At 59.6% G+C, this 15265-nt stretch carries 12 protein-coding genes and 3 pseudogenes; 13 read left to right on the top strand and 2 right to left on the bottom strand.

Annotation, left to right across the window (positions count from 1 at the left end):
* The first annotated feature begins 6 nt into the window (after positions 1–6).
* The 6 genes from XI09_RS04725 (at position 7) to XI09_RS04700 (ending at position 6318) form a co-directional block, all read left to right on the top strand.
* The gene (locus tag XI09_RS04725; protein ID WP_097669732.1) at positions 7–867 is read left to right on the top strand and encodes a carbohydrate ABC transporter permease; all 861 of its coding nucleotides are present in this window, start codon (positions 7–9) and stop codon (positions 865–867) included.
* A 14-nt stretch (positions 868–881) separates the two neighbouring features.
* Entirely contained in the window at positions 882–1805 is a 924-nt protein-coding gene (locus XI09_RS04720) for a ribokinase (RefSeq protein WP_245570222.1), read from the top strand.
* On the top strand, positions 1802–2572 hold the full coding sequence (locus tag XI09_RS04715; protein WP_097669734.1) for an SDR family NAD(P)-dependent oxidoreductase: 771 nt from the start codon (positions 1802–1804) through the stop codon (positions 2570–2572). The genes XI09_RS04720 and XI09_RS04715 overlap by 4 nt, the downstream gene beginning before the upstream one ends.
* Complete coding sequence (locus tag XI09_RS04710) at positions 2565–3392, top strand: HAD-IIA family hydrolase (RefSeq protein ID WP_271565836.1); 828 nt, start codon at positions 2565–2567, stop codon at positions 3390–3392. The genes XI09_RS04715 and XI09_RS04710 overlap by 8 nt, the downstream gene beginning before the upstream one ends.
* Positions 3392–4504 (top strand): ABC transporter ATP-binding protein, encoded by a 1113-nt coding sequence (locus tag XI09_RS04705; RefSeq protein WP_097669736.1) that lies wholly within the window; start codon positions 3392–3394, stop codon positions 4502–4504. Before XI09_RS04710 ends, XI09_RS04705 begins: the two co-directional genes overlap by 1 nt.
* 134 nt (positions 4505–4638) lie before the next feature.
* Positions 4639–6318, top strand: a complete 1680-nt coding sequence (locus XI09_RS04700; RefSeq protein ID WP_271565835.1) for a phosphoenolpyruvate hydrolase family protein — start codon at positions 4639–4641, stop codon at positions 6316–6318.
* A 4-nt stretch (positions 6319–6322) separates the two neighbouring features.
* Here the strand turns inward: XI09_RS04700 and XI09_RS04695 are convergent, their stop codons facing one another.
* Positions 6323–6874, bottom strand: coding sequence for a hypothetical protein (locus XI09_RS04695; protein ID WP_271565834.1), 552 nt, complete (start codon positions 6872–6874; stop codon positions 6323–6325).
* Positions 6875–8130: 1256 nt separating this feature from the next.
* Between XI09_RS04695 and XI09_RS04690 the strand changes: the two genes are divergently transcribed.
* The 7 genes and pseudogenes from XI09_RS04690 to XI09_RS04660 form a co-directional block, all read left to right on the top strand.
* On the top strand, positions 8131–9381 hold the full coding sequence (locus tag XI09_RS04690; protein WP_271565833.1) for a Tm-1-like ATP-binding domain-containing protein: 1251 nt from the start codon (positions 8131–8133) through the stop codon (positions 9379–9381).
* Complete coding sequence (locus tag XI09_RS04685) at positions 9374–10234, top strand: phosphoenolpyruvate hydrolase family protein (protein WP_271565832.1); 861 nt, start codon at positions 9374–9376, stop codon at positions 10232–10234. The genes XI09_RS04690 and XI09_RS04685 overlap by 8 nt, the downstream gene beginning before the upstream one ends.
* An 80-nt stretch (positions 10235–10314) precedes the next feature.
* Complete coding sequence (locus tag XI09_RS04680; RefSeq protein WP_271565831.1) at positions 10315–12006, top strand: FAD-dependent oxidoreductase; 1692 nt, start codon at positions 10315–10317, stop codon at positions 12004–12006.
* Between the two features lie 145 nt (positions 12007–12151).
* Positions 12152–12525 (top strand): annotated as a pseudogene (locus tag XI09_RS04675) (pyruvate kinase); the annotation flags it as partial.
* 189 nt (positions 12526–12714) lie between these two features.
* Positions 12715–13248: a hypothetical protein gene (locus XI09_RS04670; RefSeq protein WP_143279391.1), complete on the top strand. Its 534-nt coding sequence runs from the start codon at positions 12715–12717 to the stop codon at positions 13246–13248.
* A 9-nt stretch (positions 13249–13257) separates the two neighbouring features.
* On the top strand, positions 13258–13416 hold the full coding sequence (locus XI09_RS04665; RefSeq protein WP_179880073.1) for a hypothetical protein: 159 nt from the start codon (positions 13258–13260) through the stop codon (positions 13414–13416).
* Between the two features lie 78 nt (positions 13417–13494).
* Positions 13495–14380 (top strand): annotated as a pseudogene (locus tag XI09_RS04660) (IS1595 family transposase); the annotation flags it as partial.
* Positions 14381–14499: 119 nt separating this feature from the next.
* Here the strand turns inward: XI09_RS04660 and XI09_RS04655 are convergent.
* Positions 14500–15265: pseudogene (locus XI09_RS04655) on the bottom strand (IS21 family transposase); the annotation flags it as partial.

The raw sequence follows: 15265 nt of genomic DNA, 5'->3' as shown, positions 1-15265 counted from the left end.
GCTGAGATGCGGCTAAATCGCTCAACGCCTGCAAGCGTGTTCCTCAATTTGCTGGTTGTCGCCTGTACGCTGATCCTGACATTTCCGCTGGTCTGGATCGTGATGATGTCGCTGAAGAAGCAGGCGGAGGTCATGACGTGGCCGCCGCGCTTCATCTTCAAGCCGACTTTCGAAAACTTCCGCGTTTTGTTCGATGCAGCTCAGGCCGGTGCAACAAGCTACGGCACCATCAAGGTTGATTTCCTGACGCCGGTCACCAATAGCGTTGTGATCTCGCTTGGCGCGGTGCTCGTATCGCTGATCGCGGGGGTGCCTGCGGGCTACGTTCTGGCGAGGCGTGATATCCCCATGAAGGAGGACATCGCATTCTTCATTCTGGGCTTTCGCTTCGCGCCGGCGCTCCTTGTCGTCATACCTCTGTTCAGTGTGTTCCAGACAGTCGGTCTTTATGACACCTATTTCGGTATGATCTGGGTCTATCAGGTCGTCACGCTGCCGATGATCATCTGGCTGAGCCGTTCATATATCGAGGACATCCCAAAGGACATTGAGGAGGCGGCCGCCATGGATGGTGCAAAACCATTCCGGGTTGTCTGGCACATCGTCCTTCCGCTTCTAAAGCCCGGCTTGATAGGCGCTTCATTGCTCATTTTCCTGCTTGCGTGGCACAACTTCGCACTCGGCCTGATCCTCAGTTCGACGAAAGCACCGGTCACCGTCGCCCTCCTCAAGCTGCTCAATCCGGGCATTCAGTTCTATCCGGTCATGGCTGCGGGTCTGGTGGTGACCATGATTGTGCCAGTCGTGCTGATCATCCTTGGCCAGCGTCATCTCGAACGTGGTCTTACCTTCGGGGCCGTGAAATGAGCCCGAGGCCATTGATGTTCTTTGGAACGACCAATCTCGACCTCTGCTTCAACGTCGAGCGGCTTCCAACGCCCGGTGAAAGCCTGATGGGAAGCTTAAAGCGGCATGCGGGAGGCAAGGGCGCCAATCAGGCGGTCGCCGCCGCTCGATTGGGCCTTCGGCCGAGCTTTTACACTCGGCTTGGCGATGACGACGACGGTCGATCGTTGCTGCAAGCGCTGCGTGAGGCAGGTGTCGGTCTCGATGCAGTGGCGGTGTGCCCAGGGGAGATATCGGGTTCAGCTCTCGTCCTGGTCGGCGATGATGGCTCCAACATGATCGTCATAGACCCCGGAGCCAACGCAAATGTCACACCAAGCATGGTCGAAAAGGCCGCCGAATTCATTGAGCGGGACGCAATTGTCGTTGCCGAGATGGGCATGCCGGTCTCCGCGCTCAATCACCTCTTTGCAATGAAGAGCGTCAAAGGATTCGAGCTCATTTTCAATCCGGCCCCCGTGAGGGCCGGCCTATCGGCGGCGGCGTGGAGGAGTGTTGATTTTGTCACTCCAAACCAGACCGAGGCTTTCGAGCTCACCGGCGTCGAGGTGCACGACTTCGACAGCGCCGCTCATGCGGCCGGAAAGCTCCTCGATCTCGGCCCGAGAGCAGCGCTGATCACGCTTGGCGCGCAGGGGGCCTACTACGCCGATGCCAACGCGTCTTTTGCGCTCCGGGCATTTCCTGTGAAGGTCGTTGATACGACCGCCGCAGGCGATGCCTTCAATGGAGCCTTTGCAGCCTCTCTTGCTCAGCGGCTACCGATACGGCAAGCGGTCAAGAAGGCCCTTGCAGTGGCAGCGCTGTGTGTAACGCGACGCGGCGCGCAAAGCGCAATGCCAAGCAGCGAAGCCGTCGACGAGTTTCTCAAATCTCAAACTATCCTGGAGTTGGAATGACCGAACAGTTCTCAGTTGCAGACAGGACCGTGCTCGTGACCGGTGCGGGTGGAGGTATTGGCTCAGCCATTGCCAATGCTTTCCGTCAAGGCGGTGCGAACGTCCTGGCAACCGACACACATGTGGAAAACCTCCGGGACATTCTAACGCGCGTGCCCTACGGCAACGGCATCCTGCCGATGAGCATGGATGTGTCACGAGAAGACGATGTCGGCAGGGTGCTTGATGAGATCGCCAAGCGCTTCGGCAGGCTCGATGTCCTGATCAACAACGCCGGAATAAAATCGGCTCAGCCGCTTCTGACCGGCAATGCCGATCGAATCGAAAAAACCATCCAGATCAATTCCGTCGCGGTTCTGCGCTGCGCCAAGCTGGCGATCGAGCGCTTCATGAAGAGCAAGGGCGGCCGTATCGTCAATGTCGGGTCCTCGTTGTCATCTCAAGGCGCGGTTTTCAACTACCAGGCTGGCGGCGCCGACTATTGCTTGTCAAAAGCCATCGTGCACGATGTGACAAAGCTGCTCGCTTATGAATGTGCTCCGCTCAAGATCAACGTCAACGCAATTGCACCCGGGATTATCGACACGCCCATGCACGGCCGCCCTAGGGAAGAGACCGAAGCGCGTCATAGTGGCCGAATTCCGCTGGGTCGGGTCGGCTTGCCGGAGGATATTGCAGGGCTCGCGGTGTTCCTGGCTAGCCCCGCAGCCTCCTACATGACCGGGCAGATCGTTCATGTGAATGGCGGGATGCTGATGAATGGCTAGGACACGCTCCAACGTCAACTGGCCGCCAATAGAAGGGATCATCTCCGACCTGGATGGCGTCGTCTACCGTGGCAGCACGGCAATTGCGGATGCCATAGAAGCGTTCACGCAATGGCAGAAGGCCGGCGTGCCGTTCTGTTTTGTGACGAATAATTCGACGCATACTCCTGAGGACGTCGTCCGCAAGCTGAGAGGGTTCGGGCTTGCGATCGCGCCGTCACAGGCCGTGACAAGCGCCATCACGGCTGCAGAACTCATTCGAAGGAATTATCCGCAATTGACGCGAGCCTATGTCATCGGCGCTCCGTCGCTTGTCACGGCCATGCGCGATGTCGGGCTGGAGGTCACTGACCGAACCCCCGAAGTTGTTGTGATGGGGCTTGACCGGGATATTACTCACGAGAAGATGCGAATTGCCGTTGAGGCGATCCTCAATGGCGCTGTCTTCATCGGAACAAATCCCGATCTTCTGCTGCCGATGGCCAGCGGGTTTGAACCTGGGGCTGGTGCGACGATTGCAGCTGTGGCTACCGCGACGCAAGTACAGCCTTCGATCGTCGGAAAGCCGCAAGTGCCGATGATCGAGACAGCGCTCTCACGCCTCGGCACGAACCGCGCTTCGACGATTATGATTGGAGACCAGATTCCTACGGATATTCAGGCCGGAAAGAGGGCAGGGCTTGCCACGGTGCTTGTTACAACCGGCGTGCCGATGCGTCAGGATCCGTCGCTGATGGCCCCCGACTTCATCGTATCAAGCTTGCGCGACGTTGAGGTAAGTGCCGCTCGCGGGGCTCGCCCGCAACAGAGGAGGGCATAATGGCCGATGTTCGCCTGGAAGGTCTCAAGAAGGCCTATGGGACGATCGAGATCCTGCGCAATATCGACCTTGCGATTGATCACGGCGAATTTGTCGTCTTCGTCGGTCCATCCGGGTCAGGCAAATCCACGCTTTTGCGCATGATTGGCGGGCTCGAGCCCATTAGCGGTGGGCGGCTCCTCATCGACAATGAGCTCGTCAACGACATTGATGCGGCCGATCGCAACCTCGGCATGGTCTTTCAAAGCTACGCTCTCTATCCGCATATGACGGTCAGGGAAAATCTGGCCTTTCCACTGCGCATGGCGAAAGCCTCGAAAGCAGAGATCGCCACCAAGATAGCCAAAACTGCGTCGCTCTTGCAGATCGACCATTTATTGGATCGCAAGCCTCGACAACTTTCAGGCGGGCAACGCCAGCGCGTCGCAATCGGGCGCGCCATCATGCGCGAACCAAAAGTTTTCCTGTTCGATGAGCCGCTCTCCAACCTCGACACCGACTTGCGCGTGCAAATGCGGGTTCAGATCGCCAAGCTCCACAAGCAGCTCGGAAATACCATGATCTACGTGACGCATGACCAGGTCGAGGCGATGACCATGGCTGACAAGATCGTCGTGCTCAAGGACGGCAACATCGAACAGGTCGGCAGCCCGCACGATCTCTATCACAATCCGGCCTCGCGCTTTGTGGCAGGATTCATCGGCTCGCCCAAGATGAACTTCCTGGGCGGCAACGTCGAGGCAGCTCATGAACATGGCATGGACGTCCGGTTGGACGCCGGTCCCACGATCTCCGTTCCGGTCCAGCCGGACCAGATGCTGGTTGGCAAGCCGGTCACTGTTGGAATTCGCCCGGACGACTTCTCCTCATCAATGCCCGGGCAGCAGGAGATCTCGATTGAACTGGGCGTCGATTTCGTCGAGCATCTCGGCAGCGTCACGTACATCTACGGTAATGCCGGAAACGAAGCTGTCGTGGCCAGGGCGCCACAATCCGGTTGGCCCAAAGGCGCCAACAAGCTCATCCTCACCGCCGCTCCCGCCGATTGCCACTTGTTCATGAGCAATGGAAAGGTGGTACGGCGGTTGCACGCACCGGCGAGTTGGAGCTAGTCTTCACGTAGAGCCGTGCGATGATGCGCGGCTCAGGATCGACAGGCGGACAGCTGAGGGTGAAGGGAGCCAGTATCAGGCAGTTCTTCCGTAATTCCCGTTCGTTTGTCCTTGGTGCGGGGATCGGGTCGGGCATGACCGCCAGGGCCGCCGAGCGGGCGGGGGCCGATTTCGTGCTCGCGCTCAATGCGGGCCGTTTTCGTGCCATGGGTGGGGCCTCACCCGCCTCGATCCTCCCAATCCGCAACAGTAACGAATTCGTGGCAAGCTTCGGACGGACCGAAATCCTGCCCAGCACGAAACTGCCGGTCTTCTTCGGCACCTGTACCTTCGACCCCGAGCTCGATCTTGATCGTTGGCTCGATCGGATCATCAAATGGGGATTTGCCGGTGTGACCAACTTCCCATCGGTCATACACATCGACGATGAGCGCAGGTCATTGCTCGAGAAGTGTGGTCTTGGTTACTCCCGGGAAATCGAGCTCCTCGTGAAAGCTGCAAAACGCGGCCTGATGACGATTGCCTACACGCGCAGTCAATCCGAGGCGCGTCGAATGGTCGAAGCGGGCGCGGAGGCCATTTGCATCAACTTCAATCTAAACCGCGCGGTTGAAAGCGGAGCCGATCCGTCGATCAGCCTGTCTGAACTTGCAGCCCGTACGAATGCCGTTGCGCGCGTTGCTCAATCCGTCAACAAGAGCACCATCTGCCTGCTTGGTGGGGGCCCGATCACAAAGCCGGACGAACTCCTCGACATCTGTCGCGAGACCGGAATCCAGGGATTCATCGGAGGCTCTTCGCTGGACCGCGTGCCTCTGGAGATGTCGGTCCTCGAGGTGACGTCGGGCTTCAAGACCATCCACCTGTTGCGCGAAAAGGTGGATCTACTCGAACGGCAGCTGCAGTTGAGTGGTTTCAGGCACGGCGTGATCGCGCAGTCCTCGGCAATGAAGCGCACCCTTGAGATCACCAGACGCGTTGCGGCGACCCCCCGCCCGGTCCTCATCTGGGGGGAGGCTGGCTCTGGCAAGCGTAGAATAGCAACCCTGGTTCACGCGTTTAGCGACCGCAGGCACGCCAAAACGGCGTTGTTTCATTGCCGCCCCGGTCCGGCGATGGATATACTTGGCCCGTTGTTCGGCGCCGAGCGTCTTGAGAGCGGCAGACGCCAATTGTCACTCCTGGAGGCGTCGAGTGACGGTGCCGTCGTGCTATTGCATGTCGACCAACTTTCGCGCGGTGGACAGGAGCGCCTTGCCGATTACCTCGAGACAGGCGGATTTACCCCTCTGAACGGGGTAACTGTCATGCGCTCCAATGCCCGGATCATTGCCACCGCGACCGTGGCCCGAGGCGCTGGCCTTGAAACGGTTCTGTGCGCGCGGCTTCTCGACCTTTTTACCGGGCTGGATGTCCAATTGCCTTCGCTACCCGACAGGCTTGAAGATCTGCCGCAACTCGTTCAACACTTCACCGTCGAAGCCAAAGGAGATTCCAGCGCCCAGACGCTCACGATAGAAAACTCTGCATTCCTTGCGCTCGCCGGGCACGATTGGCCAGGCAATTTGCGCGAGTTGCGGCAGGTCGTGAACCAGCTCGTGACCCTGCCATCAAGTCACATCACCGGTGAGGTGCTAAAGCCGTTGTTGGAGCCACCTTCAGGCGCACGGCCCGCGGCCTCGCTGTCCGAGCGAGACTGGATCATCGAGGGCTTGAAGAGAAACCGGCTTCACCGCGGCAAGACTGCTCGCTCTCTCGGGCTTTCGCGCAAAACCCTCTACAATAAAATCAAGAAACTGCGGATCCTCGAATAAGGCCTCATGCCCGTCGGAGCGGTTGCTTGGCCGTGGCGGCCTGCTCCAGGGAGAACCTCGGTACCGACGACGATCCATGAGAGCCAAGGCTTACGAGCCCGATATCCGATCCAGTCGGCAGCGCAAGCGCCTCGGGTCGCAGATAGACGGCCCCATCCAGCTGCGAACCAAGCCGTTGCTCCGCTGCTGTCATCTTTGCCTCGTCCGCCGCGACAAACAGGACTTTGAACCCGCGCCTTGCAAACCACTCCATACGGCGAAGCTCGAGCTCCTGACCGCGATCGAGCGGCACTCCTGCCGATGTCCGTTCAATCATGCAGGCTGGCGGAAAGTTCGTCACTCCGGTCATCCTTGCATCTTCCAACGAATCACCAAGATCTTCCCAGCATGCAAACGGGTCGATCATGACGATCGCCGCATAGCAGGAAGGGGGCACTTTGGGCCCCGCTTGCAAGTCGCGCAGGAGACAGTCGTTCCAGTCGATGACGGGAAGCGTGGCCATGACCAGCATGGCGTTTTGCGGAAGGGTCCGCAGTGACGGCGCATAGATCGTCATCTGATCACCGCGAGACGAGGAGAGACTTGCGGCAAGGCGACCTAAGACATTGGCTCTCACGGTTTCTACCCAACCCTACCCAATTGATGCTTCCGCCGATCTTACACGCCGCTTCATCCAGGTCTAGACCACGACATTGATCGTTTCGGAGCTCCGTCCTGTTTTCTTTGGCGCAGGAGCCAGGTTCGGATGGGAAGGGATGGTCGTCGGCGCCGTTTCCTCCTGGCTGCTTAACTGGGCTCTCCGCGCCCGTCCTGAGTGCCGGATGCGATTTGCTGCAGGGTACTGAGCGAGCTCCGCTGGCGGTGAAGAGGCCCGTGAAGCGTCTCGGGTAAAAAATTTCGGGCGAGCTATCTGCGCCCTACGGACCCGCTAGCAGACCGGCTCGTCTGCTTCCTCCCTGACTGGCGCCGCTGCTGGAAAACTCCGGCAGCGGCATCTTTTTTGACTCGGAGCGCGCCTCGCCGCGCGGTCGGGAATTGGTGTCGCGGAATTGGACGGCTCGCGACCTTGCGGAGCCCCAATCCATCAAAGATCCGCCAGCTACGCTGCCCCAGTCTGGTTTCAAATGGGGAGGCGGCTTCCAATCCACACGGTGGCGCTCAATCACCTCGTTTCGGAACTGCTGTACCTCATCGGGCGCCTTCATCGAGACGGGGAGGGCCCCGTCAGGTCGCTCCATTGCGACCGATCCGTTCGATGATGGGGCATGTCCCGGAACGCTCTTGGCTGGCTAACGACCTCGCCTCAATTACCGCTCAGCGCTGCACAGGTTCAACGCTGGTGGATGAGGCCCTGCGCACGACGCCAGCGAAGGCGCTGGCCGTGGCTGACAAGGCGTGGAGGATTGCCCAGCAAGGAAGGTCGGGGCTAAGTTGGCTTCGTTCTCGAAGGTCGAGCCACGCGTCACCACGACGTCTTTTCCCTCTCTCGCCAGCCAGCCCTTTGCAGGCATCGTCCTTGACCTCGAAGCGCTCAGTCCCTTGGGCCTCGAGGGAGGCGACGTAGCGGTCGGTGAATCGCGGCATCGGATCCGGCTCCGGGGTTCGGCGCGCGGTTTCCCCCGGGGAAACTTTTGCACCAGGCTTGTTCGTTCCTGTTCTGTTTAAGACAAGCCTGGAGGCGGCGGCAACTGCTGCTCCTATGGCCGCTTGGCGCCTACCCAACTTTACCCAGTCGCGCTCGTATTCGGGCTTATGAGCCATTTTACTCCGATCTAGACCTCCAAGTGTCCAGAAACGTCCAGGAGGAAGATCGTGTCTCACCATTGCGCGGACGACCAGAGGTCGGTGCGGGATGGTCACCCGTCCGATCTTGCCGGCAAGGTCGCGATCGTCGCGACCCTGGACACAAAGGGCCGCGAAACCGCTTATCTCGCACGAGTGATCGAACAGTGCGGCCGCAAGACTCTTACGATAGATGTAGGCACATCAAACAGGAGGGGTAGAAGCGAGCCGCACGGCAGCCATGCACAGGTGGCTGCACCCGCCGAGCTCTTACGGGAAATAGCTGCAAGCGCGCGTGAAGAGGTGAAGGAGCTCCTGCGATCAGGTGCGATCGACGCCATCGTCGGAGTAGCGGGCGGCAAAGGCAGTGCAGTCTTCGGTGAAGTTGTTTCGGAGTTGCCGTATGGCTTCCCGAAACTGCTGGTGAGCAGCGCGAGGCCAGCCCTCCTGGCCGAACTGGCCCTCCACAACGACATCATCCTCTATCCGACCCTGGTCGATCTTTTCGGGATCAACTCATTCACCGAACGCGTTCTCGACAATGCGGGGCGGGCCATTGCGGCGATGCGCCATGTGCCCGCTCAAGACCGGCAGAAGAGGAAGACAGTTGCGATCACGGCGTTTGGGGTCACGACGCCGGCGGCAAATCGCTGTGTCGCGCGGCTGGCAGAGGCAGGCATCGACGCGATTGTCTTTCCGGCCAATGGCGCCGGTGGACGCAAGATGGAGCAACTCGTGTCCGTCGGTGAGTTCGATGCGGTGCTCGATCTGACCACAACCGAACTCGCTGACGAGCTTGTCGGCGGCACCGCCAGTGCAGGTCCGGATCGGCTCAAAGCAGCTTCTCACCGCATGATTCCGCAGCTCATAGCCCCGGGGGCCATCGATATGGTGAATTTTGGCCTTCCCTCGAGCGTGCCTGCCGAATTCAAGGGGCGCGAATTCTATTCGCATACTCCCTTCACGACGCTCATGCGCACGACCGTCTCGGAGAACGAGCGCATAGGCAGGCTCACAGCCGAGCGCCTTTCTCAAGCAAAGGGGCCCGCTCTCGTGTTGTGGCCGGCCAAGGGGGTGTCTGACTATGACCGGGACGGCGGCATCTTTCGAAATCCTGAAGCCGATAGAGCCTGGTTCGACGCGGTGAGACGACACCTGCCGCGCTCGATCATCGCCCGCGAGTTGGACTGTCACATCAATGATCCGGAATTTGCGGAGGCGGCCGCATCGTGGATCGTCGAACAATTGACACCAGGAGCTTCATCCCGTGCGGATGTTTGATCGGACCGAAATACTCGCAAAGGTCACAGCTCAAGTTGCGGCTGGAAAGGCAGTGCTTGCCGCGGCGAGCAGTTGCGGCCTCGTCGCAAAATGCGTAGCTCTCGGCGGCGCCGACATGCTTGTGGTCTACAGCACTGGCCTATCGCGGTTGATGGGGCTGCCGACGAGCCGGATCGGCGATTCCAATGCGCGCACGCTCGAACTCGCTGCGGAGATCCGCAACGTCGTCTCCTCCGTTCCCGTTATAGGCGGTGTCGAGGCTTGGGATCCACTCCGGCTAGACCTCGATGATCTCTTGGACAAGTTCTGGGCTGCCGGATTCTCCGGCGTGATCAATTACCCGACCATTTCAACGATGGGTGAGAAATGGCGCGATCGTCGAGGCCGCGTCGGGCTCGGCTTTGAGCGTGAGGTCGAGATGGTCGCGGCGGCCCGCAAGAAGAACATCTTCTCGCTCGCCTATGTCGCAAGCGCGCACGATGCCAAAGCGATGGCAACCGCGGGAGCCGACTGCATCGTCCCACATGTCGGCGCAACGCGCGGCGGACTTGTTGGTCATGAGGAGGGACAGTCGATCGAAGAGGCCATCAGGCGCATCAACGAGATCAATGCTGCGGCTCAGGCCGTCCGCCCGGATGTCATCCTTCTCTGCCATGGCGGGGCAATCGCTGAGCCTCAGGATACCTCGGAAGTCTACCGATCGACCGGATGTGTCGGTTTCGTTGGCGCCTCCTCCATCGAACGAATCCCGATCGAGCGGGCGGTGAAGGCTGCAGCCGAAGAATTCAAAGCCGTTCCGCTCCGGCGAAAGCGTCAGCATTCACTGCAGAATCCTGCACCGAGGCACGAATGAATAGCCCAATCACGGGATTGAAACCCGATACCGCTTCCTTGTCCAAAGCGACGAAGCCAACGCACGACCGGGAGACGGACGTGCTCGTGATCGGCAGCGGCGCGGCCGGACTGTCCGCGGCGCTCTATGGGGCAAGGGCCGGACTTCGCGTGACGGTGTGCGAGAAGGCCGACCGGCTGGGTGGCACGACCGCCCTGTCGAACGGCATGATCTGGGTTCCATGCTCAATGCAGGCCCGAGCGGCGAAAGTTGACGATTCGATTGCGAAAGCGAAGATCTATCTGCAACACGAACTTGGCAACTACTATCGCCCCGAGTTCGTGGACGCCTATCTTGAAGACGGCCCAACGGCGCTCGCCAGCTTGGAGAATGGGAGTGAAGTCAAGTTCACACTGGCCTCCGCTCCGGATTATCATTCGAGCCAGATCGGCGGGATCGACAAGGGCCGGGCGCTGAGCCCCGCACCTTATGACGGACGGCTTCTCGGCAAGGATTTCGACCTGATAGGTGATCCGATCCGGGTCGTGCTCGGTGGGATGATGATTTCATCCAGCGAGGTCAGAAGCTTCCTCAATCCCTTCCAGTCGGCTGCCTCGCTCAAGCACGTCCTGCGCCGCGTCGGCCGCTACGCAAGCGATCGGCTGCGCTACAGGAGAGGCACTGAACTCAGTGGGGGCAATGCGCTGATCGCGCGGTTACTGGTAAGCCTGCGCAGATATGGCGTTGAAATCTGGCCAAGCTGCCCAGCGGTTGATCTGACGAGGGAGGGCGGGAGGGTCACTGGCGCAATCGTCAAGCATGATGGCGCCGATCTCCGCATCCGCGCCTCTCACGGGGTGATCCTGGCAACTGGTGGCTTTGCGCGGAACGGTCAATTGCGAGCCCAGCTCAGCCGAGCCCACCAGCACAATGATACGCTGGTCCACAGCGATGTCACTGGAGACGGCATTGCGCTCGCAGGTAAGCTCGGAGCTGCGATCGATAATGACGTTGCATCGAGTGGATTCTGGACGCCCGTGTCCATCCTCAGGAACGGCCGCGCCTCGCAAGTGGTCCCGTACGGCTGGCTCGATCGGGGCCGTCCAGGTGTCATCGCCGTAGGGCCAAATGCTAAGCGCTTCGTCAATGAATCCAATTCGTACCATGACATCTGCCTTGCCATGTTCAACAACGGCTATCCGGCGGACAAGCGGTTCTATTTCATCTGCGACAAGGAATTCGTCCGCCTCAGAGGCATGGGACACCTGCTCCCCTGGCCCTGGACTTTGAGTATCAAGAAATATGCCCGCTTGGGCTACATCGAGACTGGCCGGACGATTGCGGAGCTTGCGGCGGAATTGGGCCTCGACCCGCAAGAGCTACAAAAGACCGTTGAAGAACATAATGCCCACGCAGCTGAAGGGCGCGATCCGCTTTTCAAACGCGGTGAATCGGCTTTCAACCGAACCCTGGGAGATCCCGCGGTCGGAAAGAAAAACCCGAACCTTGGAGCTATCAAGAACGGGCCATTCATTGCGCTCCCGATTGTCCCGGCGACCCTTGGAACTGCGACCGGCCTGTCAACGGATCCTGGCGGAAGGGTCCTAAATGGAAACGGCGTGCCGATCGCAGGTCTTTATGCCTGCGGCAACGACATGACCTCACCGATGCGTGGGATCTACCCTGGGGCAGGCATTACGATCGGACCAGCCATCGTGTTCGCCTACCGCGCGGTAAACAGCATCGTACAATCCACCCATCAGGGACAGACGGCGGCGGCATCCGATGCATAAGTGCAGTGTTTTCACCTCTTGGTCCAGCAACGACGGACGGCGGAGAGAGCGAAAGTGCGCAACGTCGGCCAGCTCGCTTTGAATACCTTATGAGCGGCCCTATCTCGTTTGATGCCCAGCTTATCTTCTGACCTGGAGGCGCACGATGCGCCGCTCACGCCATGCCAAGATTGTCGCAACCGTTGGGCCGGCAACCGCATCACCTGAAAAGCTTTGTGCGCTCTGTCTTTCGGGGGCTGATACTTTCAGGCTGAACTTCAGCCACGGACCCATGACGATCACGCCCGTGTGCCCGCCTCGACCCGTGCGCTAGAGCTGGAATTCAATCGGCCGATCGGCGTGCCGCAGGATCTGCAAGGCCCGAAGATCCGCATTGGCCGGCTCGATGAAGGCAAGCTCGCGCTGGATGCCGGGGAGACGGTCTGCTTCGCGCTAAGCGAAAGGACAGGCGGGAAGCAGTTAATCCCGCTGCCTCACCCAGATATATTCGCAGCCGCTTATCCCAGTCAGGCCCTGCTCCCGGGGGCCGTCTGCTAATCGCCAAGGTTCGGATTGAGCTGTTTGAGATCAGACCAGCGGGCCTATTGTACTTGACGTACCCAAGGCAAGTGGTCTGCCCCTTGAGGCCACCCGCTCAGGGTCGGATTCATTGCTTGCCGCGAGCAGACACCTCGCCAGGCTAGCTGGCCCCCATGGAATCGGACTAGGTTGACGCTGAAATTTCAGCGTCTTAGGGTTGCAAAAATGGGGGTGGTCGAATTGGGGATCAAGTGGCGTGCAACGTTGCGGGTGAGTGTGTGGCTGCTCGCCGTGTTTATTGGCCTGTATCCAGTGTGTCATGCGCTGCACCAGCGTCCCACGATACAGTTGGTCTGGTTGGCGGAATTGGCGAACCAGAAGCTATTATTCCGCGACTACTTCTTCATCGTGGTCGTGTTGGTTTCCGCGTCCTTTGGGAATATTATTTACTGCATTGTGAACGGCGATAGGCTGGCAAATTGGATGAAGGGGCTTTTCGCGCTTGCAACCCTCTACTACCTCTACGTCCTCGTATACGGCGTCAGCAGGTTTTCTGAGCTTACGGAGATGACGGCGCCGATCCAGATTCACGAACTCCATGACGACTTGTGGTTCATGGGGCTGGCTGTCTTTGTAACTTTATTAGCTGAGTTAGCCATTTCGTTAACGGAAAATGTGGAACATACTCACGCCCAAGTTGTTGGGTGGCCGGAGCAGGAATAGGTGGCGAACATGACCGATTTTCTACTCTCTCCCGAGGCGGCAAAAGTCATTAGCGGCGTCGTTGCCGTGCTGGCGCTCGGCATCTTCGGGCTTCGCTTTGGGCTGGCCGATAAGACCCGTATCGATTTTATGCATTGGCTTCGTTCGTTCGTGCACCTGTCTCATTGAATTTCCGCTTACCCGAAACTCCGTATACTTGACGTACCCAAATGATCCGTAGGTTTCGGATTAACAAGGGCATGCGTCATGAAATCTATTCTTTCCGCCAAGCACTTCCACAACGAAGAAGACGCCGACGCCTTCGTTGAGGCTCGTCTTTGGCCGAAGGGGCCCGTCTGCCCGCACTGCGTCGGTGTGGAGCGCATTTCCAAGATGGGCGGCAAGTCCACCCGGATCGGCGCTTACAAGTGCTACCAGTGCCGGAAACCCTTCACCGTGAAGGTAGGGACCATCTTTGAGTCCAGCCACATTCCCATGCGGCACTGGCTGCAAGCCATCTTCCTAATGGAGTCTAGCAAAGAGGGCATTTCGAGCAACCAGCTTCATCGCATCTTGGGCTGCACCCTCAAGACTGCATGGTTCCTTTCGCATCGCATACGCGAGGCTATGCGCTCGACCGACGCTAGCCCGGGAAGCCGACGAAACCTTCTTTGGTCGCGTTGAAGGCGCTCCCAAGAAGGGCCGGACCGCTTGGGCTAACAACGTTGTCCTTACCCTTGTGGAGCGGCGGCTCCGCTCGCAGCTTCCACATTGATGGCGTTCGCGTTGCCGACGTTATCGTTCTCGCGAGAACCTGAGCCGCGAAGCGCAGCTTATGTCCGACGAATCCAACGCCTACAAATTCATTGCTGAGACTGATGGGCTCGACTGTCACCCACACCAAGGACGAGTACGTTCGCTACGAAGCCGACAAGATGATCTCGACCAATGCTGTGGAAGGCTGCTATTCCGTGTTCAAGCGCGGCATGAAGGGTACCGATCAGCATTGCGCCGAGAAGCATTTGCACCGATATTTGAACGAGTTTGATTTCCGCTGCAGCAATCGCGTTGCTCTTGGCGTGAACGATCTCGACCGTGCAGAAGTGTGTTGAAGGGTGCCGCTGGAAAGCGCCTCACCTATAAGACAACTAACCAGCCAAGAGGCGCCCTATGGCAAAAGCCGCCGCTCCCCCAAAACCCCGCGGGTCACTTCAAATTCCTCCGGGTGTGGTCAGTCAAAATCCTCCACCCGCGAGGCAGGACAAGGGACTGTTAGTTTGAGTTTGTTTCCCGGGCAAGAGCTTCAGCGGCTTCTTTGAGCCGATAGCTGCGTCCGTCAAGGTGAGAAGGTGCAGCGGGAGCGCTCGTGGCGCCGGAGCTGGCCGGGGTTGCGCAGGCGACACGAGCGCGGATTGCCGTGGCGTGATCGTCGTGAGCCTCGGCCTGCCGACCATTATCGTCGGCGTCGCGCCGCACAGCGCGGCTGAAGAGGTCGCCGTATTCCGCGGGGGTACGGATCAGCGGATGATCCTGGGTGAGCGGCGATGCCGGCTGTGGCGTCACTCCAACCTGCTCGATCGCCTGTTCGAACAACCGCTCGACGGTCGCACGCACGTGCTTGTAGCGGTAGATGCGGGTGTCGATGGCGTGCGCGCAGGCCTGCTCGACCAGCCGCGCCGGATACTTCCGGCCCAGCCCGACAATGCCCCACATCGCGCGCTGTCCGGGGCGCCCTTCGGTGTCGAACACCTGCTGGCACAAGGCCCTGGTCTGCGGTCCGATGCGCTCGGCGCTCGCCAGCAGCACGGCGGTTTGCCGCGACGGGTTGAACGGCCGTTCGCTGGTCGGCAGGACGACAGAACCGGGGTGCGCCATCCGGGAATGAACACGCAGCAGCGCACGGGTGTGGCGATCACGGATCTCGATCGTGGTGGTGTAGATGCGCACGACGACCTGGCTGCCGATCGGCGCGGGCCGCGCGGCGTAATAGCTGTTGTCGACGCGCACGGTGGTGTCGTCGCAGACAGTCCGAACGACC

The sequence above is a fragment of the Bradyrhizobium sp. CCBAU 11386 genome, assembly GCF_028128955.1.
Classification (GTDB): domain Bacteria; phylum Pseudomonadota; class Alphaproteobacteria; order Rhizobiales; family Xanthobacteraceae; genus Bradyrhizobium.
Note: the sequence above shows the minus strand (reverse complement) of the source record. Positions and strands in the feature narration are given on the sequence as shown.

Coding starts and splice junctions, on each gene's coding strand:
- XI09_RS04665 (WP_179880073.1), top strand. CDS start 13,258: ATGACCGATTTTCTACTCTCTCCCGAGGCGGCAAAAGTCATTAGCGGC.
- XI09_RS04685 (WP_271565832.1), top strand. CDS start 9,374: ATGTTTGATCGGACCGAAATACTCGCAAAGGTCACAGCTCAAGTTGCG.
- XI09_RS04695 (WP_271565834.1), bottom strand. CDS start 6,874: ATGACGATCTATGCGCCGTCACTGCGGACCCTTCCGCAAAACGCCATG.
- XI09_RS04710 (WP_271565836.1), top strand. CDS start 2,565: ATGGCTAGGACACGCTCCAACGTCAACTGGCCGCCAATAGAAGGGATC.
- XI09_RS04725 (WP_097669732.1), top strand. CDS start 7: ATGCGGCTAAATCGCTCAACGCCTGCAAGCGTGTTCCTCAATTTGCTG.
- XI09_RS04715 (WP_097669734.1), top strand. CDS start 1,802: ATGACCGAACAGTTCTCAGTTGCAGACAGGACCGTGCTCGTGACCGGT.
- XI09_RS04720 (WP_245570222.1), top strand. CDS start 882: ATGTTCTTTGGAACGACCAATCTCGACCTCTGCTTCAACGTCGAGCGG.
- XI09_RS04705 (WP_097669736.1), top strand. CDS start 3,392: ATGGCCGATGTTCGCCTGGAAGGTCTCAAGAAGGCCTATGGGACGATC.
- XI09_RS04700 (WP_271565835.1), top strand. CDS start 4,639: ATGACCGCCAGGGCCGCCGAGCGGGCGGGGGCCGATTTCGTGCTCGCG.